21 protein-coding genes and 1 other RNA gene are annotated in these 21,295 nt (G+C 60.4%); 18 read left to right on the top strand and 4 right to left on the bottom strand.

The window, feature by feature from the left end; all coding sequences use genetic code 11:
* The 5 genes from petA to BN1129_RS20490 all read left to right on the top strand — a co-directional run.
* A partial coding sequence (petA, locus tag BN1129_RS20510; RefSeq protein ID WP_042039070.1) for a ubiquinol-cytochrome c reductase iron-sulfur subunit occupies positions 1 to 449 on the top strand: 449 nt, incomplete at its 5' end.
* 2 nt (positions 450 to 451) lie between these two features.
* The gene (locus BN1129_RS20505; protein WP_042039069.1) at positions 452 to 1,669 is read left to right on the top strand and encodes a cytochrome b; all 1,218 of its coding nucleotides are present in this window, start codon (positions 452 to 454) and stop codon (positions 1,667 to 1,669) included.
* Positions 1,666 to 2,400, top strand: a complete 735-nt coding sequence (locus BN1129_RS20500) for a cytochrome c1 (protein ID WP_042039068.1) — start codon at positions 1,666 to 1,668, stop codon at positions 2,398 to 2,400. The genes BN1129_RS20505 and BN1129_RS20500 overlap by 4 nt, the downstream gene beginning before the upstream one ends.
* Before the next feature lie 87 nt (positions 2,401 to 2,487).
* Entirely contained in the window at positions 2,488 to 3,117 is a 630-nt protein-coding gene (sspA, locus tag BN1129_RS20495) for a stringent starvation protein SspA (RefSeq protein WP_005314352.1), read from the top strand.
* Entirely contained in the window at positions 3,114 to 3,539 is a 426-nt protein-coding gene (locus BN1129_RS20490) for a ClpXP protease specificity-enhancing factor (RefSeq protein WP_042039067.1), read from the top strand. Before sspA ends, BN1129_RS20490 begins: the two co-directional genes overlap by 4 nt.
* A gap of 48 nt (positions 3,540 to 3,587) precedes the next feature.
* Here the strand turns inward: BN1129_RS20490 and dolP are convergent, their stop codons facing one another.
* Genes dolP through BN1129_RS20470 form a run of 4 tightly spaced genes read right to left on the bottom strand, consistent with a single transcriptional unit; the run spans position 3,588 to position 6,871 of the window.
* Positions 3,588 to 4,166, bottom strand: a complete 579-nt coding sequence (gene dolP, locus BN1129_RS20485) for a division/outer membrane stress-associated lipid-binding lipoprotein (protein WP_042039066.1) — start codon at positions 4,164 to 4,166, stop codon at positions 3,588 to 3,590.
* A gap of 4 nt (positions 4,167 to 4,170) precedes the next feature.
* Positions 4,171 to 4,761, bottom strand: a complete 591-nt coding sequence (locus BN1129_RS20480; protein ID WP_005305871.1) for a D-sedoheptulose-7-phosphate isomerase — start codon at positions 4,759 to 4,761, stop codon at positions 4,171 to 4,173.
* Positions 4,762 to 4,770: 9 nt separating this feature from the next.
* Positions 4,771 to 5,142, bottom strand: a complete 372-nt coding sequence (locus tag BN1129_RS20475; RefSeq protein ID WP_084204715.1) for a YraN family protein — start codon at positions 5,140 to 5,142, stop codon at positions 4,771 to 4,773.
* Positions 5,084 to 6,871, bottom strand: coding sequence for a penicillin-binding protein activator (locus tag BN1129_RS20470; protein WP_042039065.1), 1,788 nt, complete (start codon positions 6,869 to 6,871; stop codon positions 5,084 to 5,086). The genes BN1129_RS20475 and BN1129_RS20470 overlap by 59 nt, the downstream gene beginning before the upstream one ends.
* Positions 6,872 to 7,070: 199 nt before the next feature.
* Between BN1129_RS20470 and rsmI the strand changes: the two genes are divergently transcribed.
* From rsmI to murC, 13 genes are all read left to right on the top strand, one after another.
* The gene (gene rsmI, locus BN1129_RS20465; RefSeq protein ID WP_042039064.1) at positions 7,071 to 7,904 is read left to right on the top strand and encodes a 16S rRNA (cytidine(1402)-2'-O)-methyltransferase; all 834 of its coding nucleotides are present in this window, start codon (positions 7,071 to 7,073) and stop codon (positions 7,902 to 7,904) included.
* 61 nt (positions 7,905 to 7,965) lie between these two features.
* Positions 7,966 to 8,351: RNase P RNA component class A (rnpB, locus tag BN1129_RS21920), an RNA gene on the top strand.
* Between the two features lie 447 nt (positions 8,352 to 8,798).
* Positions 8,799 to 9,257: a division/cell wall cluster transcriptional repressor MraZ gene (gene mraZ, locus BN1129_RS20460; RefSeq protein ID WP_042039062.1), complete on the top strand. Its 459-nt coding sequence runs from the start codon at positions 8,799 to 8,801 to the stop codon at positions 9,255 to 9,257.
* Positions 9,258 to 10,196 (top strand): 16S rRNA (cytosine(1402)-N(4))-methyltransferase RsmH, encoded by a 939-nt coding sequence (rsmH, locus tag BN1129_RS20455; RefSeq protein WP_042039060.1) that lies wholly within the window; start codon positions 9,258 to 9,260, stop codon positions 10,194 to 10,196. It abuts the gene before it with no gap.
* 3 nt (positions 10,197 to 10,199) lie between these two features.
* Positions 10,200 to 10,514, top strand: a complete 315-nt coding sequence (gene ftsL, locus BN1129_RS20450; RefSeq protein WP_042039059.1) for a cell division protein FtsL — start codon at positions 10,200 to 10,202, stop codon at positions 10,512 to 10,514.
* Positions 10,511 to 12,262 carry a penicillin-binding transpeptidase domain-containing protein gene (locus BN1129_RS20445; protein ID WP_042039057.1) on the top strand — a complete coding sequence of 584 codons (1,752 nt, stop codon included), beginning with the start codon at positions 10,511 to 10,513 and terminating at the stop codon, positions 12,260 to 12,262. The genes ftsL and BN1129_RS20445 overlap by 4 nt, the downstream gene beginning before the upstream one ends.
* An 89-nt stretch (positions 12,263 to 12,351) precedes the next feature.
* Positions 12,352 to 13,836, top strand: a complete 1,485-nt coding sequence (gene murE / locus BN1129_RS20440) for a UDP-N-acetylmuramoyl-L-alanyl-D-glutamate--2,6-diaminopimelate ligase (protein WP_042039055.1) — start codon at positions 12,352 to 12,354, stop codon at positions 13,834 to 13,836.
* Positions 13,833 to 15,188: a UDP-N-acetylmuramoyl-tripeptide--D-alanyl-D-alanine ligase gene (locus BN1129_RS20435; RefSeq protein WP_042039054.1), complete on the top strand. Its 1,356-nt coding sequence runs from the start codon at positions 13,833 to 13,835 to the stop codon at positions 15,186 to 15,188. The genes murE and BN1129_RS20435 overlap by 4 nt, the downstream gene beginning before the upstream one ends.
* A complete protein-coding gene (gene mraY / locus BN1129_RS20430) occupies positions 15,182 to 16,264 on the top strand; it encodes a phospho-N-acetylmuramoyl-pentapeptide-transferase (RefSeq protein ID WP_042039051.1) in 1,083 nt (360 codons plus the stop codon). The genes BN1129_RS20435 and mraY overlap by 7 nt, the downstream gene beginning before the upstream one ends.
* Positions 16,265 to 16,267: 3 nt before the next feature.
* Entirely contained in the window at positions 16,268 to 17,551 is a 1,284-nt protein-coding gene (gene murD, locus BN1129_RS20425) for a UDP-N-acetylmuramoyl-L-alanine--D-glutamate ligase (protein WP_042039049.1), read from the top strand.
* On the top strand, positions 17,548 to 18,732 hold the full coding sequence (gene ftsW, locus BN1129_RS20420) for a cell division protein FtsW (RefSeq protein ID WP_042039047.1): 1,185 nt from the start codon (positions 17,548 to 17,550) through the stop codon (positions 18,730 to 18,732). Before murD ends, ftsW begins: the two co-directional genes overlap by 4 nt.
* Complete coding sequence (gene murG, locus BN1129_RS20415) at positions 18,729 to 19,814, top strand: undecaprenyldiphospho-muramoylpentapeptide beta-N-acetylglucosaminyltransferase (protein ID WP_042039046.1); 1,086 nt, start codon at positions 18,729 to 18,731, stop codon at positions 19,812 to 19,814. The genes ftsW and murG overlap by 4 nt, the downstream gene beginning before the upstream one ends.
* Positions 19,811 to 21,265, top strand: coding sequence for a UDP-N-acetylmuramate--L-alanine ligase (gene murC / locus BN1129_RS20410; protein WP_042039045.1), 1,455 nt, complete (start codon positions 19,811 to 19,813; stop codon positions 21,263 to 21,265). The genes murG and murC overlap by 4 nt, the downstream gene beginning before the upstream one ends.
* Positions 21,266 to 21,295: the final 30 nt, after the last annotated feature.

Here is a 21,295-nt window from a genome sequence, read left to right as displayed (position 1 = left end):
CTCCGGTAGAAGTGGATATCAGTAAGTTGGAACCAGGTCAGCTCATTCGCGTTGAGTGGCGAGGCAAACCGGTCTGGGTGGTAAAACGTACCGAGCAGACGCTGGATGCCTTGGCTGCTCATAATGACAAGCTGCGCGACCCAGCCTCCGACGAACCCCAGCAGCCCGACTATGCCCACAACGAGCACAGGTCCATCAAGCCGGAAATCTTCGTTGCCGTCGGTATTTGCACCCATCTGGGATGCTCTCCCTCCTATCTGCCGGACAGCTTCGGTGAACAGGTTCAGGGCGTGACCTCCGGATTCTTCTGCCCGTGCCATGGCTCCAAGTTCGACATGGCTGGTCGAGTGTTCCAGGGGGTGCCTGCACCTTTGAACCTGGTCATTCCGCCGTACCAATATCTTAGCGACACCACCATCCTGGTCGGTGCCGACGGCAAGGAGGCTTGACCATGTTTGCCAAACTGATGGGCTGGATCGACGATCGCTTCCCGCTCACTGCCATGTACAACGACCATATGGCCAAGTACCCGGCGCCAAAGAACCTGAACTTCTGGTACATCTTCGGCTCGCTGGCCATGCTGGTGCTGGTCAACCAGATTATCACCGGCATCTGGCTAACCATGAACTACAACCCCTCTGCAGAAGGCGCCTTTGCCTCCGTGGAGTACATCATGCGGGATGTGGACTATGGCTGGTTATTGCGTTACATGCACTCCACCGGCGCGTCTGCGTTCTTTGTGGTGGTGTATTTGCACATGTTCCGCGGCATGATCTACGGCTCCTACCAGAAGCCGCGCGAGCTGCTGTGGATCTTCGGCATGCTGATCTTCCTCTGCCTGATGGCCGAAGCGTTCATGGGCTATTTGCTGCCCTGGGGCCAGATGTCATTCTGGGGGGCCCAGGTTATCATCTCACTGTTTGGCGCCATCCCGGTGATTGGCGACGATCTGACCCTGTGGATCCGTGGTGATTATGTCATCTCGGGGGCGACCCTTAACCGCTTCTTCGCCCTGCATGTCATCGCACTGCCGCTGGTACTTGTGATGCTGGTGGTCATGCACATTCTGGCGCTGCACGAGGTGGGCTCCAACAACCCGGACGGCATCGACATCAAGAAGCACAAGGACGAGAAAGGCTGGCCGCTGGATGCGGTGGCATTCCACCCTTACTTTACCGTGAAGGACATGATCGGGGTGGCAGGCTTCCTCTTCCTGTTCTGCGCCGTCATCTTCTTCAAGCCGGACATGTGGGGCTATTTCCTCGAAAAGCCGAACTTTGAAGTGGCCAACGGCCTGAAGACCCCGGCGCACATTGCCCCCGTGTGGTACTTCACACCCTTCTACGCCATTTTGCGTGCGGTGCCGGACAAGCTGCTGGGCGTCATCATGATGGGTCTCTCTATCCTAGTGCTGTTCCTGCTGCCCTGGCTGGATCGCTGCAAGGTGCGCTCAGTGCGTTACCGCAGCACTCTGCACAGGCTGAACATCGCCCAGTTCGTGGTCTGCTTCGTCATTCTCGGTGTTCTCGGCGTGTTGCCATCGACCCCGACCCTGACGCTGATTGCCCAGATCTGTACCTTGGGTTATTTCGGGTTCTTCGTCCTGCTGTTCTTCTACAGCAAGAACGAACGCACCAAGCCGCTGCCGGAGAGGGTGACATTTAAATGAAAAGAATAATTTTTGCAGTGCTGACCCTGCTACCGGCGCTGGTGTTTGCCAATACCGGTGCCGTGCAGTTGGACAAGGCCAACTATGACCTGAACGACAAGGCGTCCCTGCAGCGTGGTGCCACCACCTTCATGAACTACTGCTTTGGCTGCCATAGCACCCAGTACCAGCGTTACAACCGGGTTGCGGCAGACATAGGTATTCCGGAAGACCTGATGGCTGCCAACCTGATCGTCAACGGTGCCAAGATCGGTGATCTGATGGAAAACTCGGTTTCAGAGCAGGATGCGGCCAAGTGGTTTGGTGCGCCGCCCCCCGATCTGACACTGGTGGCGCGGGTGCGTGGTGCAGACTGGATCTACACCTATCTGCGCTCCTTCTACGTGGACGAGACTCGTCCGTTTGGTGTGAACAACGTGGTGTTCCCGTCGGTGGGTATGCCCCACGTACTGGAGCCGCTGCAAGGCACGCCGCGTGCCGAGTTTGCCACTCATATGGTCGATGGGGTGGAAACCCAGCAGGTTGTCAGTGTCAAATCTGACGGCAACGGTGAAATGAATAACGAAGAGTATGATCAGATGGTACTGGATCTGGTAAACTTCTTGGTCTACTCGGCTGAACCGGTACAACAGGAGCGCGAACGCATGGGCTTCTGGGTACTCGGATTCATCGTGATCTTCTTCATCTTCACTGTGCTGTTGAAGAAGGAATTCTGGCGCGACGTTCACTAAGCGACCAGATCCGGGTAATATAATGCACGGCAATGAAGACCAAGATGCTTCATTGCCGTTTCTGCTTTTTAATGACGGGAGGGTTCAATGGCTGTAGCTGCCAATAAGCGTTCGGTAATGACGCTGTTTTCCGGTGCCAACGATATGTTCAGCCATCAGGTGCGCATTGTCCTGGCGGAGAAGGGTGTTAGCGTAGATATTTGCCAGGTTGACCCAAGCAACCTGCCGGATGAGCTGGCCGAGCTGAACCCGTACAACACAGTACCGACTCTGGTCGATCGTGAGCTGGCACTGTACACCTCACGCATCATCATGGAGTATCTGGACGAGCGCTTCCCGCACCCGCCCCTGATGCCCGTTTACCCGGTAGCCCGTGGTAACAGCCGTTTGATGATGCATCGCATCGAGCTGGACTGGTACTCCCTGGCTGACAAGATCATGGCGGGTACTGACGTGGATGCGGCACGCGCCGAGCTGCGAGACAACCTGCTGGCTATTGCGCCCATCTTCGGTGAAATGCCCTATTTCATGAGCGAAGAGTTCGGTCTGGTCGATTGCTATATGGCCCCGCTGCTGTGGCGTCTGCCGAGTCTCGGCATTGACTTCGCCGGCCGTGGAGCCAAGGAGCTGAAGGCTTACATGGTGCGTCTGTTCGAGCGTGAATCCTTCCAGGCTTCCCTGACTGAAGCCGAGCGCGAGATCCGTGCTGGCGTATGAGCATGGAACCGACAATGACACCCAGTCGCCCGTATCTGTTACGGGCGTTCTTTGACTGGTTACTGGATAACGAGCTGACCCCGCATCTGGTGGTCAACGTCAATATCCCTCATGTGATGGTGCCGATGCAGTTTGTCCAGGATGGACAAATTGTGTTGAACATAGCGCCGCGTGCGGTGGGGCAGTTCCACATGGATAATGAAGCCATCAGCTTCAGCGCCCGTTTTGGTGGTGTCTCCCAGCAGGTTTATATCCCGATGGCGGCCGTGCTGGCCATTCATGCCCGGGAAAATGGCGTGGGTACCCTGTTCCCGCCCGAGCCGGGTTACGACCTTTGGCTGGAGCAGGCCGAAGCACCGGCGGAGCCTGAGCCGGAACCACCGCGTCCGACTGGTCGTCCGACGCTGAAAGTCATCAAATAAAAACGCAGCCAGTTGGCTGCGTTTTTTTTATAGCGGTTTGCTCGTCGCTCAGTTCTGGGCGAACTCGAAAGCCTTGATAACGCGCTTCACGCCGCTGACGTGGCGGGCTATCTCAACGGCTCGATCCCCTTCCTGACGAGTGACCAGGCCAATCAGGAACACCTCGCCATTCTCGGTGACCACCTTGACCTTGGCGCTGTCGAAGTTCTTGGCTCCCAGCATGTCTGCACGGACTTTGGAGGTGATCCAGGAGTCATTGCTGCGAACCCCTATGCTGACCGGCTGGCCGAGGCGCAGTTCGTTGTAGACGTGGCGTACCCCGTCGATACGGGCCACTATCTTGCCTGCTTCGAGTTTGTAAGCGTCAGAAGGTGTCTGACCGACCAGCAGCACACGGCCGTTGTTGCTGTAGACGCTGATCTTGCTGGCCGCGCTCAGCGGCTTGTTGTCGGCCAGCAGGTTGGCCGCTTTCAGCTCTATGGCCTGATCGCTCCACTGGGCCCCCAGGGTGCGGCGATCGCCGGAAGCCTTGGCAGTACCGGCGGCACCGCCCACCACCACGGCCGCGCAGCCTTGCAGCAGCAGGGTGCCGGCCAGCAGGCCGAGCAGGAGAGTTTGCTTCTTCATGGTTTCAATCTTCCTGTTGCGGGAAAAGAGTCTGGTCGATGAGGTCACACAGGCAGTGCAGGGTCAACAGGTTTACTTCCAGAATGCGGGGGCGACGGGCGGATGGCACCCGGATCTCCACATCGTTGGGGCCGAGCAAGCCGGCGATCTCGCCGCCGTCACCGCCACCCAGCACGACTATCGTCATGTCGCGGGAGAGCGCGGCTTCGGCTGCCTTGATCAGGCTGCGGCTGTTACCCGTGGTGGTGATGACCACCAGGATGTCGCCGGGCTGACCCAGAGCCCGGATCTGCTTGGCATAGACTTCCTCGAAGCCATGGTCGGTGGCGATGGCGCTGATGGTGGCCATGTCGGGGGTCAGTGCCATGCCGGGCAGGGAGGGGCGCTCTGTCTCGTAGCAGTTGACCAGCTCCGAGATGAACAGCTGGGCCAGCGCCGCAGAAGGACCATTACCGCACGCCATCACCTTGTGGCCATTGAGCAGACAGATGGTCAGCATCTGGGCCGCAGTATGGATAGCGTCCGGCAGCGCCTCGGCGGCGGCAATCTTGGTCTGGATGCTTTCGGTGTAGTTCTCTTTGATGCGGTCAGTCATAGGGTCCTCTTAAAATGCGTTCTGGATCCAGTCTGGCTGGTCTCCCTCGAACGCAATCACATCGAATCGGCAGGCCTGGCTGGCCTCGTTGATGGCATGTTGCTTGAAATAGTGGCGCGCTGCCAGCACGATCTTGTGCTGCTTGCGCCGGGTGACTGAGCCGGCTGCTCCGCCATGGCTGGTGTTGGCGCGGTAGCGGACCTCAACAAACACCAGGGTTTCCCCCTGGCGCATGATGAGATCGATTTCGCCCCCTCGACAGCGGTAGTTGCGGGTCACGGGTTGCAGACCTCGGGCCTGCAACCAGCGTTCCGCTACCTGCTCAAAGTGCGATCCCTTGCTCGTCGGTGACGGGAACAGGTTCTGCCACTGCTGGCTCATCCGTGCCAATAGACCCTTCATCGGAGGCTCCCTCTAGCTGGGGCATGGCACTGTCACTGACCAGCTTGCCGTTCTGGTAGGTGGCCCAGTCCAGTACCCGCACTATGTTGCCACTGGCGTCCACGCTCAGCTGGCCACTCATGCCAGGTTGCTGCATGGCATTGACCTTGCGCATCTGCTGCAGGTTTTCCGCCAGGCTGACGGCATCGTAACCGAGCGCGAAGAGGCGTAGCAGGTCACCCTGGGTCTGTGGCCAGAGCAGGGCAATTTGCTCCCGTTGCTTCTCGTAGCCACCCAGCAGCAGTGGCATGTCGGAGATATGCATGCTATTGAGCTCGGAGGCAACCTCTGTGGTGGCGCTGTCGTAGCCACGTGAGCTGCTGTAGATGGGCAGACTGCCCATGGGATTGACCGAGATGTCCACATAGGGCTTGATCATCCGGGTCTCCAGGCTGTTGGCGACGACATAGACCACATCTATGCTGCGCGGGGCTGCGGCTGAGAGTTGCACCACTTCCCCGGCCCGGGCGGTCGAGCGGCCGCTCAGGGCATTTTTGACCATCCCCTGCACCTCGTTGCGGGCACCGAAGGTGGCCACGACCGGCGGGTCCTGGCTCACGGCGGCCCATGCCTGCTCAAACGCCTTGATGCTGCTGTAGCCGATCCGCCCCTGGGCGGCGATCAGCAACGGCTTGCGATAACCCTGACCGTAGAGATATTGCGCGGCCTGGGCCGCATCGGCGGCAGCCGAGAGGGAAAAGTAGAAGGTGTTGTCGTTGACGATCGGCTGGTCCAGCTCGTTGAGCGCCAGCACGGGGACGGTCGGATTGGACTTGAGCAGCTCCTCGACCCGGTCCTTGAGCAGCGGGCCTATGATCATGTCGGCCCCTTCCTGAATGGCCTGCTTGTAGAGCTCGCCCATCGTCTTGGACTGGGTGTCGTAGAAGTTCAGGGTGAATTGGCCCTGATTCTCCTTGTAAGACATCAACATGCCGTTGCGAATGGCGGCGCCTTGAGGCTCCAGGTTACCGGAGAGCGGCAGGAACACGGCGATCTGTTGCAGTGTATTGAGGTTGCTGGTTGCCAGATCACCCAGACCCGCCGGCATGTCTTTCTGGGCCGGGTGGTGCGGGAAGGCTTGCTTCCAGCCCGCCAGCTGGCGGGCCATCTGATTGGGCTGGGCACCAAACTCGTTCACCAGTGCTGCCAGTCGCAGCCAGCCAGTGGTCACATCGGGGGCGGGGGCTTCTTCCAGCGCCTGCAGGGTGGACGGGGTCATGCTTTTCAGCAGTGACCAGATCTGCTGATGGTTGGTCGCCAGCTCATTCTGGGCCAGATAGGGCTCCAGCAGGATCAGCGACTTGGCGGCTCCAAACTTGTTGTTGATGTCCAGTTGCAGTACTACCCGCTGGCGATACCAATTCTTCTGGGTATCGGCATCCAGCGCCACCTCCGGCTTGCCCTCCAGCAGGATCAGCGCCTGGTTGGCGTTGCCCTGGGCGAGCAACAGATGTGCCTGCAACAGTTGCAACTGCGCATTCTGCTCCGCGCTCTGGGCCTGCTTCTGCAGTTGCTGGTACAGGGCCGAGGCCGGTTTGGCCTGGCCGAGTGCCAGATAGCTGCGCGCCGCCATCACCTGCCAGGTGAAGGCGTCGGCCGGTTTGGCTTGGTCCACCTGCTCCAGATACCACTGGGCATTCTTGGTCAGATTGGAGAACGCAGACGGCATGCCTGGTTGCACGGAAGGTTGGTTGGGCTCCGACGCACAGGCGGCGAGCAGTACTGCCGCGAGTAGGATGCCGAAGAGTCGTGATACACTTAGCTGCTTTGTAACCCGGTTCAAGTTCATTCCCCGACCAGTGTTGAAGTTCTCCATAGTGTAAACGGGCCAATATGGCGACACAATTGTCGGGACACTCGGAGATCCCATGAGTGACATCCCAACCCTGTATATAGTCCCCACTCCGATCGGTAATCTGGCGGACATCACCCAGCGTGCATTGGACATTTTACGCAGTGTCGATCTGGTGGCTGCCGAGGATACGCGTCATACCGGTATCCTGCTCAGCCATTACCAAATCTCGGTGCCGACCTTCGCGCTGCACGATCACAACGAGCAGCAGAAAGCCGATGTGCTGATCGGCAGGATCAGGGAGGGCAAGAACGTCGCCCTGGTCTCGGATGCGGGCACCCCGCTCATCAGCGACCCCGGTTACCACTTGGTCACCCGCTGTCGTGAGGCCGGGGTCAAGGTGGTGCCGCTGCCCGGTCCCTGTGCCGCCATCACGGCGTTGAGCGCCGCTGGCCTGCCGACCGACCGTTTCGCCTTCGAAGGGTTCTTGCCCGCGAAGGCCAAGGGGCGTGATGATAGGTTACAGGCGGTAATCGAAGACACCCGCTCGCTGGTGTTCTATGAATCCCCGCGCCGGGTGCAGGATACGGTGGAAGCGATCGCTCGCATTCTGGGGGAGCGTAAGGTGGTGGTATGCCGCGAGCTGACCAAGACCTTTGAGTCCATCCATGGTCTGCCAGCCTCCGAGATGCTGACTTGGCTCGGTCAGGACGATAACCGCTGCCGTGGTGAGATCGTGCTGGTGGTCGCCGGTGCCAGCAAGGTGGATGAAGAGCTGCCCGCCGAGGCTATCCGCACACTGGGGCTGCTGGTCGCCGAATTGCCGCTGAAAAAAGCGGCAGCCCTGACTGCAGAGATCCATGGCGTCAAGAAGAATGCCCTCTACAAATACGGTCTCGATCACTATTAATCCGGGGAAAGGCCAATTGCAGGTTTACCCGGGCCGGCGGACAAGGCTATAATCCGCGCCCGGAGTCGGCTGGGCAATCGCTGCTTCGTCGTTGTGTCCTTCGGGACAGACGGGCGAAGGGGAGGAAAGTCCGGGCTTCATAGGGCAGGGTGCCAGGTAACGCCTGGGGGGCGCGAGCCCACGACCAGTGCAACAGAGAGCAAACCGCCGATGGCCCGCAAGGGATCAGGTAAGGGTGAAAGGGTGCGGTAAGAGCGCACCGCGCGACTGGCAACAGTTCGTGGCACGGTAAACTCCACCCGAAGCAAGACCAAATAGGCCCCTATTGGCGCGGCCCGCGTTGGGGGCGGGTAGGTTGCTTGAGCCAGTGAGCGATTGCTGGCCTAGAGGAATGATTGCTACCGGGGCAACCCGGAACAGAACCCGGCTTACAGGCCGACTCCGAACTCTTCCTGAAGAGCCTTGCGATTTATCGCGAGGCTCTTTTTTTATTATCTGGAAAAATATTGTCACCGTTTGGGCTGTGATGTTTTCTGTTGAGTGTTTTTTTGATATTTCATATTTAAAATCAAATGCTTATTATTTTTTATGCATGGTTGAAGTGCTGATCGAGTACCAAGAAAAGAGGGGTGCCTCCAATGTGTCTTTTTTGTCCGCTTTGTTTATTTTTTAGTTGATTTCAATTAATCAGATTGCCGTTAACTCAAATAACTCGTGGAAAATCAACTCATTTAATCAGCGCTGCCCAAACACTGCGTCAATATGTTCCCTATGCCCGATATCCTCGCTTGAAAAGCCCTCAGCACGTCCTTAAACTTCAAGGTGGGGAAAAGTGGATCAAAGTGGTTTTTATCGGGCGATTTGCCCCCTTAACTCATTTTCAGGGACTGCAATTTGTTGCGTGGTGCTCACGCCATCAGCCTGGACAGCAAAGGGCGATTGGCAATTCCGACCAAGTACCGTGATTGGCTGCGCGACGAAAGCGAGGGCCAGCTGGTCTGCACCATAGATATTGCTCATCCCTGCTTGCTGCTTTACCCCCTGAACGAATGGGAAGAGATAGAGCGCAAGCTCAAGATGCTCTCCAGCATGAACCCCGTAGAGCGCCGCTTGCAGCGGTTGTTGCTCGGCCATGCGACCGAATGCGAGCTGGATGGCAATGGCCGTCTGCTGCTGAGCCAGCCACTGCGTAACCACGCCGGGCTGGACAAGAAGATCATGCTGGTGGGCCAGCTCAACAAGTTTGAGCTGTGGGATGAAGCCCGCTGGCAACAACAGGTCAATGATGACATTCAGGGTCTGCCCGAGGACGACTGGGCAAGCTCGCCACGACTACAGGATTTTTCTTTATAAATGACCCAAGCCGCTGAACACATCACAGTGCTGTTGCACGAAGCCGTTGAAGGGCTGGCCATCAAGCCGGACGGCATCTACGTCGACGGTACTTTTGGCCGGGGTGGTCACTCTCGTCTCATTCTCCAGCACCTTGGCCCGAACGGCCGGCTGATCGCCATTGACCGGGATCCCCAGGCCATTGCCGAGGCTGCCAAGATCCAGGATCCCCGTTTCGAAATCGTGCACGGCCCCTTCTCCGGCATTACCACCTATCTGGCCGAGCGCGATCTGCTGGGCAAGGTAGACGGCTTTCTGCTGGATTTGGGTGTTTCCTCCCCCCAGCTGGACGATGCCGAACGTGGTTTCAGTTTTATGAAAGACGGCCCGCTCGACATGCGGATGGACCCCACCTCCGGCCAGAGTGCCGCACAGTGGCTGGCTCGCGCCGATGTGGATGACATTGCCTGGGTATTGAAGACCTTCGGCGAGGAGCGTTTTGCCAAGAAAATAGCCCGCGCCATCGTCCACGATCGGGTCACCGAGCCCTATGTGCGAACCCGCCAGTTGGCGGAGATGATTGCCAGGGTCAATCCGAGCAAGGAGAAGGGCAAACACGCCGCCACCCGCAGCTTCCAGGCCATCCGTATCTATATCAACAGTGAGCTGGACGAGATCGAGACCGCGCTGGACGGTGCCCTGCAGGCGCTCGCACCCGAGGGGCGTCTTTCCGTCATCAGTTTCCACTCGCTGGAAGACAGGCTGGTGAAGCACTTCATCCGCAAGCACGAGAAAGGCCCCGAGGTGCCGCGCGGCATTCCATTGACCGAGGCCCAGCTGGCCGGTGGCCGCAAATTGAAGGCGGTCGGCAAGGCGCTCAAACCTTCCGAGCATGAAGTCACCGAAAACAGCCGATCGCGCAGCTCTGTGCTGCGGGTCGCCCAGCGACTGGCGGAGTAAGTCATGAGCGAGGTGCGTGTTCATCTGGCCAGGGAGATCCTCGGCGATCTCTGGCGGCACAAGCTGCAGGTCGTGCTGGCCGTTGCCGTGCTGATCACCGCCTTTGCTGTGATCCTAGTGACCAACATGACTCGTGGCATGACCGCCCAGCAGAACGATCTGATGGCGGAAGAGGATCGGCTCAACATCGAATGGCGCCACCTCCTGCTGGAGCAGGGGACGTTGGCCGAGCACTCTCGCGTAGCGAGCCTGGCCATGGATAAATTGCATATGGCTCGCCCGCTGGTGACCACCGAGAAGGTAATCACACAACCATGAAACGCAAGGCATCTGCCAAGGCCCCACCCAAGACGAAAGCACCGTCACTCTATCCGTGGCGCTTTCGCACGTTGGTGTTCTTCATCGGCATTGCGTTTGCTGGCTTGATCCTGCGGCTGGCCTGGATCCAGGTGATAGACCCGGATCGGCTGCGCCAGGAAGGGGACATGCGTTCATTGCGGACCACCGCCACCCAGGCGGTGCGCGGCATGATCACCGATCGCAATGGCGAACAGCTTGCCGTATCTGTGCCGGTGGAGGCCGTCTGGGCCGACCCCAAGACGGTGCACGAATCTGGCGCTATTCATAACGAACGCGCCTGGCTGGCGCTTTCCGCTGTGCTCAAGCTCGACATCAATACCCTCAAACACCGCATCTCCAACCCGAGCAAGCGCTTCGTCTACCTGCAGCGGCAAGTGACGCCAGCGGTGGCGGAGTACATCAAGGGCCTCAAGCTGGGTGGCATCTATCTGCGCCCAGAGGCGCGCCGTTTCTATCCCACCGGTGAGATCAGTGCCCATCTGGTGGGGGTGACCAACATAGATGGCAGCGGGATAGAAGGGATAGAGCGCAGCTACAACGAGTGGCTGACCGCGACCCCGGGTGAGATGCGGGTGCGCAAGGACAGGCAGGGCCGGGTCATCGAACGGCTTGGCCTTGTCAAGGAGGGCAAGAACGCGAACGATCTGCAGCTGAGTATCGACCAGCGGGTACAGGCATTGGCCTACCGTGCTCTCAAGCGTGCCACTGACGAGAACAAGGCAACCTCCGGTTCCATGGTGATGCTGGATATCAAGACCGGCGAAGTGCTCGCCATGGTCAACACCCCCTCCTACAACCCGAATAACCGCGGTCAGTACCAGAGTTTCCGGGTGCGCAACCGGGTCGTGACCGATACCTATGAGCCGGGTTCGACCATCAAACCCTTGATTTTGTTGAGTGCCCTGCAGGCAGGCGTCACCAGCTGGAAAGACACCATCCCGGGCGGACCGCTGTATATCGGGGCCAAGCAGATTCGTGATGTGAGCATCCACAAGGCGACCAACCTGTACGACATACTGCGCTACTCCTCCAACATTGGCATGTCGCGCATCGCGCTGCGTATGCCGGCGCAGGAGATGATCAATACCCTCAGCATGGTCGGTTTCGGCATGGATACCGGCAGCGGACTGATGGGTGAGAGCAGCGGCATGCTGCCCCAGCGTCGTCGCTGGTCCGATATCGAGCGGGCCACCCTTTCGTTCGGTTACGGCCTGCGGGTCACTCCGTTGCAGTTGGCTTCCGCCTACGCCACCCTGGCCAACAAGGGCAAGCGGGTGCCGCTCTCCATCGTCAAGGTGACGGAGCCGCCCAAGGGCGAGCAGGTCATCGACCACAACAACGCCACCGCCATGTTGCAGGCGCTGGAGTACGTGGTGAGCAATGCCATTCCGAGAGCGCAGATCCCCGGTTACCGGGTCGGCGGCAAGAGTGGTACCGCCAAGGTCGCCGTCGCTGGCGGCTACGGCAAGGATTACATGGCCTGGTTTGCCGGTTTTGCCCCGGCCAGCAACCCCCGTTTCGTCATGGTGGTGGTGATCAACGAGCCCAAGGGCGATGCCTACTACGGTGGTGCTGTTGCGACGCCGCCCTTTGCCGAAGCCATGGGCGGGGTGTTGCAGCTCTTCAATATTCGTCCCGATGCGTTACCGCCTGCAGTACCTGCCAAACTCGCCCGTACGGAGGCCCCCCTTGCACCGCGCACTTGACCTGGCCCTCCATCCCATCTGTTCTGGGGCGTATTCCATGCTGTTTCGCGGTGTGAGCGTCTGCATTCCTGCCCATACGGAGGCTTCCCATGTTGCACCGCGCACTTGATGCATTACTGCGCCCCTTCGGCATCCGTGCCCCGGCGCTTGCCCTGACCGATATCCAGCTGGACAGTCGGCGGGTCGGGCCCGGTTGTCTTTTCGTGGCCATTCGTGGTCATCAGGTGGATGGCAGACGGTTTATCGAACAGGCGGTGGCTCAGGGGGCGACCGCTGTTGTATTTGAGGAGGATGGTGAATTTATCGCGCCTCAGCTGGCCGTGCCTTGCATCGGTATTCCCAGTCTGCCAGCCAGACTCTCCGAACTGGCCGGTTACTTCTACCAACAGCCTGCCAACAGGCTGGAACTGGTGGGCATCACGGGCACCAATGGCAAAAGCACCACGGCGCTGCTGGTTGCCAACTGGCGTACTCTGCTCGGTGGCAAGGCTGGCGTGATGGGCACCATAGGCAATGGCTTGTTTGGCAAGCTGATCGAAGCGGAAAATACCACCGGCAGTGCCGTGCAGGTGCAGGCCAATCTGGCTGAGCTGCAGTTGCAGGGGGCGGATCTGGTGGCGATGGAGGTTTCAAGCCACGGTCTGGTGCAGCATCGTGTGGCGGCTTTGCCTTTCGCGGCGGCCGTGTTCACCAACCTGAGCCGGGATCATCTCGACTATCACGGCACCATGGAAGCGTATGGCGCAGCCAAGGAGCTGTTGCTGCAACGGGTCGATGCACCGAATGCGGTGATCAACCGGGATGACGAGCTTGGCGCCAAGTGGCTCGAAAAATACCCGACTGCAGTAGCCTTCAGTGTTGATGGTCCGATTGAAAATCATGTTGGCCGTCAGTTAACGGCGCAGCAACTCGATTTTCACCAGCAAGGTTTTCGCGCACAGATTAACTCCAGTTGGGGGAATGGTGTATTATCCGCCCCCTTGCTCGGCCGCTTCAACGTCAGCAATGTGCTGGCGGCAATGGGCGTCATGCTGGTGCTCGGTTACGACTTCAACGAGTTGCTGGCGACCGCCCCCCAATTGCAGCCGGTGACCGGCCGCATGGAGTGTTTCGGTGGCGGCAATGCGCCGCTCGCCGTGGTCGATTACGCCCATACCCCGGATGCGCTGGAGAAGGCATTGCAGGCCCTGCGAGTGCACTGCAAAGGTCAGCTCTGGTGTCTGGTGGGTTGTGGTGGCGACCGGGATCGCGGCAAGCGCCCCATGATGGCGGCCATGGCTGAACGGTATGCGGATCGCGTGATCCTGACCGACGACAATCCCCGTACCGAGGAGCCGGCCCGGATCATGGCCGACATGGTGGCGGGTCTTCGCGATCCTGCTGCGGTGCAGGTGGAGCACGACCGGGTCAAGGCGATTGCGCTGGCCATCGGTCAGGCGAGCAAACAGGACATCATCCTGGTGGCCGGTAAGGGTCATGAGGATTATCAGATCATTGGAACCGACAAGCGGCACTACAGCGACCGGGAAACCGTCGTGGTCGCCTTGCACACATTATTGGAGTCATTCACATGATGACCCTCAGGCTTGCCGAGCTGGCGCAGGTACTCGATGCCCGTCTGATCGGTGGCGACGGCGAGATCACGGCTGTGAGTACCGACACCCGCACCCTGGGAAAGGGCGCCCTGTTTGTTGCGCTGCGTGGTGAGCGCTTCGATGCCCACGATTTTTGCGATCAGGCCGTTGCCGAAGGGGCCTCTGCCCTGCTGGTGGAGCGGGAATTGCCACTGACCATTCCCCAGCTGGTTGTCAGCGACAGCCTCAAGGGGCTGGGCCGCCTTGGCAAGCTGGTGCGCGAGCGCATCAATCCTAAAGTGCTGGCCATCACCGGCAGCTGCGGCAAGACCACGGTCAAGGAGATGGCTACCGCTATCCTGCGTCATGAAGGAGAGGTGTTGGCCACCGCCGGCAACTTCAACAATGAAGTGGGTGTACCGCTGACACTGCTGCGGCTCGAGCCGCAGCACAAGTTTGCGGTGATGGAGCTGGGCGCCAACCACAAGGGTGAGATTTCCTGGACCACGTCACTGGCCAAACCTGATGCCGCCATCATCAACAACGTGGCGGCCGCCCATCTGGAGGGATTTGGCTCTCTTGAAGGGATTTTCCACGCCAAGAGCGAAATTTTTGAAGGCCTGAGCGAGGGCGGTAGCGCCATTGTCAACGCTGATAACGAATTCTGGCCGAAGTGGCGGGAGCGCGGCATCCATAACGCCTTCTCCATCGAAGACCAGAGCCAGCCATACCACGCTCGAAACGTGGTGCTTAACAATGAAGGCTGCGCCGAATTTGTGCTGGTGACCCCACAGGGCGAGTTGCAACTGACCCTGGCGATCCCCGGTCGCCACAATGTGGCCAATGCGCTGGCTGCCGCTGCGGGCTGTCTGGCCCTCGGTGCATCCCTCGACTCCGTCAAGGCGGGGCTGGAGCAGATGGCGCCGGTCAAGGGACGCTTCTGCGTTCAGCGCTGGGGCGGTCTGACACTGGTAGATGATACCTATAACGCCAGCGTGGAATCCGTGCTGGCGGGCATTGATGCCCTGACCGCCATGAGCGGCTTCAAGGTACTGGTGTTTGGTGACATGCGGGAACTGGGTGATGAGTCTGCCGAGCAACATGCCCGGGTGGGCCGTCATGCCCGCGAGTGCGGTCTGGATGCCGTGCTGACAGTAGGAGAACATAGTCGCCAGACCGCAGATGCCGCGGTTGGCCGACATTTCGATAACAAGGCGTCGTTGTTTGAAGTGCTTGCGCAAATGATAAATACACATCAAGAAATTTCGATTCTGGTCAAGGGCGCCCGCGGCTCCCGCATGGAAGATATCGTCAAGATGGTCGTTGACCGTCAGGAGTCAGCCACATGCTAGTCTGGCTGGCGGAACTGCTCACCCCGCATTTCACCTTCTTCAACGTCTTCTCCTACCTGACGTTTCGCGCCATCCTGTCGATCATCACCGGCCTGGTGGTGGCGCTCTGGATGGGGCCACACCTCATCCGCCGTCTGCAGATCATGAAGTTCGGCCAGGTGATCCGCAACGACGGTCCCGAGTCCCACCTGAGCAAGAAAGGCACCCCGACCATGGGCGGCCTGATGATCATTGCGGCCATCTTCATCTCCGTGCTGCTCTGGAGCCGTCTCGACAACCCCTATGTCTGGCTGGTGCTGTTCGTGCTCGGTGCCTACGGTGCCATCGGCTTTGCCGACGACTACCTCAAGGTGGTGCGCAAGAATACCGACGGTCTGATCGCCCGTTGGAAGTACTTCTGGCAGTCGGCGGTCGCGCTGGGCGTGGCTGTGTTTCTCTACGCCACGGCCACCCACGATGGTCAGACCCAGCTGGTGGTGCCCTTCCTCAAGGATGTGATGCCGCAGCTCGGTCTGATGTTCATTGTGCTGACCTATTTTGTCATCGTCGGTACCTCCAACGCGGTCAACCTGACCGACGGACTGGACGGCTTGGCCATCATGCCGACCGTGATGGTGGCTGGGGGGTTCGCGCTGATCGCCTGGGCCACCGGCAACGTCAACTTCGCCAACTACTTGCACATTCCCTACGTGCCCTATACCTCCGAGCTGGTGATCGTCTGTACCGCCATTGTCGGGGCGGGTCTGGGTTTTCTCTGGTTTAACACCTACCCGGCCCAGGTCTTCATGGGGGACGTAGGTTCCCTGGCTCTTGGCGGCGCGCTCGGCACCATAGCCGTGCTGGTGCGCCAGGAGTTTCTGCTGGTGATCATGGGGGGCGTCTTCGTGATGGAGACTGTCTCCGTGATCCTGCAGGTGGGCTCCTACAAGCTGCGTGGCGTGCGGATCTTCCGCATGGCTCCGATCCATCACCATTATGAGAAGAAGGGCTGGCCGGAGCCGCGCGTCATCGTGCGCTTCTGGATCATCACCCTCATGCTGGTGCTGCTCGGTCTCGCCACCCTGAAGGTGAGGTAAGCCATGGTCATCATCATAGGACTCGGCAAAACCGGACTCTCCTGCGTCGATTACTTCCTCGGCCGTGGTGTCACGCCTTTGGTGATGGATACCCGCGCCAACCCGCCGGGCAAGGATCAACTGCCCGCAGAGGTAGCACTGATCCAGGGACTTGACGGCGATCTGCTCAGGCAGGCGCACATGATAGTCGCGAGCCCGGGCATCGCCCTGGCGACCCCCGAGCTGAAAGCCGCGGCCGAGTTCGGGGTGAGCATCGTCGGCGATATCGAGTTGTTCGTGCGCGAGGTCCAGGTGCCAGTCATCGCCATCACGGGTTCCAACGGCAAGAGCACTGTCACCACGCTAGTGGGCGAGATGATTGCCGAGGCGGGCCTCAAGGTCGGCGTAGGTGGCAACATAGGGATCCCGGCGCTGGAGCTGCTCAAGCAGCCGATGGATCTCTGTGTGCTGGAGCTCTCCAGCTTCCAGCTGGAGACAACTCACAGCCTGCGTGCCGCCGCTTCCGTGGTGCTCAACCTCTCCGAGGACCACATGGATCGCTATCAGGGCATGGCCGACTACCGCGCCGCCAAGATGGAGATCCATCAGCATTCCCAGCACATCCTGATCAACCGCGACGATGCCCAGACCCTGCCCGATGTGGGTCAGGTGTGGCAGAGCTTCGGCCTCGACTGCAACGGCTATGGCCGCTGCCTGCTGGAGGGACGCCCTTGGTTGACCCTGCACGGGGAGCCACTGCTCGCGGTGGACGACATGAAGATCGTCGGTGCCCACAATCAGGCGAATGCCCTGGCCGCCATGGCTCTGTGCGATGCGGTCGGCATTCCCCGCGAACCACAACTGGCCGTGCTGCGCCGCTTCGAAGGCCTGCCCCACCGCGCCCGCTTCGTGCGGGAGGTGAACGGGGTGCGCTGGATCAATGATTCCAAGGCCACCAATGTGGGGGCGACCCTGGCCGCCGTGGCCGGTGTGCGTGAATCGGTGAAGGGCCGCCTGCTGCTGCTGGCCGGTGGTCAGGGCAAGGGCCAGGACTTTGGTCCCGTGCAGGCGCTGCTCGGCAGCCAGATCGATCACATGTACTGCTTCGGTCAGGATGCCGAGGTGCTGCTGGCTCTGGGCGAGCAGACCGAGCAGGTCGCCTCCCTCGAGGCCGCCGTTGCCAAGGCTGCCGCCGATGCCAGACCTGGTGACTGGGTGCTGCTTGCGCCTGCTTGCGCCAGCCTGGATCAATTCACGTCTTTTGAAGCGCGCGGTGATCGTTTCACCGAGCTGGTACGAACCTTATGAACGCCCTTAGCGCCGTCGCAGGTGTGCTGAAACGCTGGTTGTTACCTGCGCGCCCGGCAGGCCTCTACGATCGGCAACTGGTGGTGCTGGCACTGGCATTGATGGCGGTGGGTCTGGTGATAGTGGCCTCGGCTTCGATCCCGGAGGGGATCGCCATCAACAACGATCCCTTCATGTTCGTGAAGCGCCACGGCCTCTTCCTGGTGATGGCGCTCGGCATCTCCTGGTTCGTGCTGCAAGTGCCCATGGCCCGCTGGCAACACTACAACGGCCCCATGCTGGTGCTTGCCATCATCATGCTGGTGCTGGTGCTGCTGGTGGGGCGCAGCGTCAACGGTTCCATCCGTTGGCTGCCGCTCGGCCCCTTCAACCTGCAGCCGGCCGAGTTCGGCAAGCTGGCCCTGTTTGTCTATTTGGCGGGCTACCTGGTGCGCCGCCAGAACGAGGTGCGCGAGCGCTTCATCGGCTTCATGAAGCCGATGGCTGTGTTGTTCGTGGTGGCCATACTGCTGCTGGCTCAGCCCGACCTGGGATCCGTGGTGGTGATGTTTGTCACTTCGCTGGGTATGTTGTTCTTGGCGGGGGCGCGGCTGGTGCAGTTCATCGGCCTCATCCTGGTGGGGGTGGGAGCCGTGGTGACCCTGATCATCGTCGAGCCTTACCGGATGCGACGGGTAACCTCCTTCCTCGACCCTTGGGCCGATCCGTTCGGCAGCGGCTACCAGCTGACCCAGTCACTGATGGCGTTCGGTCGTGGCAGCTGGTTTGGCGAGGGACTTGGCAACTCCATTCAGAAGATGGAGTACCTGCCGGAGGCGCATACCGACTTCGTGTTTGCGATCCTGGGCGAAGAGCTGGGCTATGTGGGCGTGCTGGGCGCGCTCTTCCTCATTTTCGCGCTGGCGTTCAAGGCACTCAAGCTGGGGCACCAGGCACTGGTGGCCGAGCGCTTGTATGAAGGCTACCTGGCCATCGGTATTGGCATCTGGTTCAGCTTCCAGACCTTCGTCAACGTCGGTGCTGCCAGCGGCATGATGCCCACCAAGGGGCTGACCCTGCCGCTGGTCAGTTACGGTGGTTCCAGTCTCATCATCATGATGGTGGCGGTGAGTATGTTGATTCGTATCGATTTCGAGCTGCGTCAGGCCAGTGCTCAGGCGCGCGTGCGGGAGGTTTCGTGAGCAAGACTCTGTTGGTGATGGCGGGCGGAACCGGGGGCCATGTATTCCCCGGCTTGGCCGTGGCAGATCGCCTCAAGGCCCAGGGCTGGACCATCCACTGGCTCGGCACCGCCGACCGGATGGAGGCCGAACTGGTGCCTGCCCACGGTTATCCCATCTCCTTCATCGACATTCAGGGGGTGCGTGGCAATGGCATCAAGCGTCTGCTTGCAGCCCCCTATCGCATCGTCAAATCCGTGCTGCAGGCGCGCCGAGTGCTCAAGACCATACGGCCTGACGTAGTGCTCGGCATGGGGGGCTTTGCCTCCGGCCCGGGTGGCGTGGCAGCCTGGCTGTCCGGCATCCCCTTGCTGCTGCACGAGCAGAATGCGGCGGCCGGCCTGACCAACAAGCTGCTGGCTCGCCTTGCCCAGCGGGTGCTGATGGCGTTCCCGGGGGCGTTTGCGCCTAGCCGTCGTACCGCTGTAGTGGGCAATCCGGTACGCCCTGAGGTGGTTGCCTTGCCGGATCCGCAGCTACGCAGCGGCGCAGAGCCACTGCACCTGCTGATCGTCGGTGGCAGCCTGGGGGCCCGAGTGCTCAACGAACAGGTTCCGCCAGCCGTTGCCGCTGCCGGTGTCCCCATCGCGGTGCGCCATCAGTGCGGCAAGGGCAACCGGGAGGCTGTCGCGCAGGAGTATGCCAATCAGGGCGTTGAGGCCGAGGTGAGCGAATTCATCAAAGACATGGCTGATGCCTATGCCTGGGCCGATCTGGTGGTATGCCGCGCGGGGGCCCTGACCGTCTCCGAAGTGGCTGCAGCCGGAGTGGCCGCCATTTTTGTGCCACTGCCCCATGCGGTGGATGATCACCAGACCCGCAACGCCCTGACCCTGGTCGATGGCGGCGGTGCTGAATTCCTGCCCCAATCCGAGCTGACCACGGCCTCGCTGGCCGCACGCCTCAGCTGGCTTGCCGGACGCAGAGAAACCCTATTGAACATGGCCCAAGCTGCCCGTCGCGTCGCGATTACCGATGCCGCCGAGCGGGTAGCCGATGAGTGTAAACGACTCGCCACTGGGCAGACTGAGAGAACATTATGACCAAGGTTGAACTGGCAAAACTGCGTACTGTGATCCCCGAAATGCGTCGCGTGCGTCGCATCCACTTTATCGGCATAGGTGGCGCCGGTATGGGCGGGATCGCCGAGGTGCTTGCCAACGAAGGGTATCAGGTAACAGGCTCGGATCTGGCCCGCAATGCGGTGACCGAGCGGCTGGCGTCGCTGGGGGCTCATATCTTCGTCGGCCACAGCGCCGAGCATGTGAGCGAGGCGAGTGTGGTGGTGGTCTCTACCGCCATCAAGCAGGACAACCCGGAGCTGCTGGCCGCCCGCGAGCTGCGTATCCCGGTGGTGCGCCGCGCCGAGATGCTGGCCGAGCTGATGCGTTTCCGCCATGGCATCGCCATCGCCGGCACCCACGGCAAGACCACCACCACCAGTCTGGTGGCGAGCATCTATGCCGAGGCTGAGCGTGATCCAACCTTCGTCATCGGCGGCCTGCTCAACAGCGCCGGCACCAATGCCCGCCTGGGCAGCAGCCGTTATCTGATCGCCGAAGCGGACGAGAGTGACGCCTCTTTCCTGCATCTGCAGCCGATGGTATCCATAGTGACCAACATCGAAGCGGATCACATGGATACCTACGGCGGTGACTTCTCCCGGTTGAAAGCCACCTTCATCGACTTTTTGCACAACCTGCCCTTCTACGGTCTGGCCGTGGTGTGTGTGGATGATCCCGTGATCCGTGGCCTGCTACCCGAGATCGCCCGCCCGACCATTACCTATGGTCTCTGCGATGATGCTGACGTACAGGTGCTGGACTTTGTGCAGACCAGCAATCGCAGCCGTTTCCGGGTCCGTCGAGCAGGCGCTGGTGAGCTGGAAGTGACCCTGAACCTGCCGGGTATCCACAATGCGCTCAATGCCGCCGCAGCGATTGCGGTCGCTACCGAAGACGGGATCGGCGATGATGCCATCATCCGTGCGCTGGCCAAGTTTGAAGGCGTGGGTCGCCGCTTCCAGCAATATGGTGAATTCGAGACTGGCCGCGGCAAGGCCATGCTGGTGGACGATTACGGTCATCACCCGAGCGAAGTGAAGGTCACCATCAATGCCGCTCGCGCCGGTTGGCCCGAGAAGCGCCTGGTCATGGTATTCCAGCCGCACCGTTATACCCGCACCCGCGACCTCTACGAGGACTTCGCCGATGTGCTCTCCAAGGTAGACGTGCTGGTGATGCTGGAGGTCTATGCCGCCGGTGAAGAGCCCATACCGGGGGCTGATGGCCGCGCCCTGTGCCGTTCCATCCGCTCCCGTGGCAACCTGGAGCCCATCTTTGTCGCGACTCCGGACGACGTACCCTCAGTGCTGGCAGGACTGGTCGGAGAGGGGGACCTGGTGTTGACCCAGGGGGCGGGGAACGTCGGTGCGCTGGCACGCCGTCTCGGCGAGATGAAATTGAGCATTGAGAGCATGAAATCCGGCGCCTGAGGGCCCAATCAGTATTTTGACCGCCAAGCC

Origin of the sequence: Aeromonas popoffii (assembly GCF_000820025.1) — a bacterium.
Taxonomy (GTDB): Bacteria; Pseudomonadota; Gammaproteobacteria; order Enterobacterales; family Aeromonadaceae; genus Aeromonas; species Aeromonas popoffii.
Note: the sequence above shows the minus strand (reverse complement) of the source record. Positions and strands in the feature narration are given on the sequence as shown.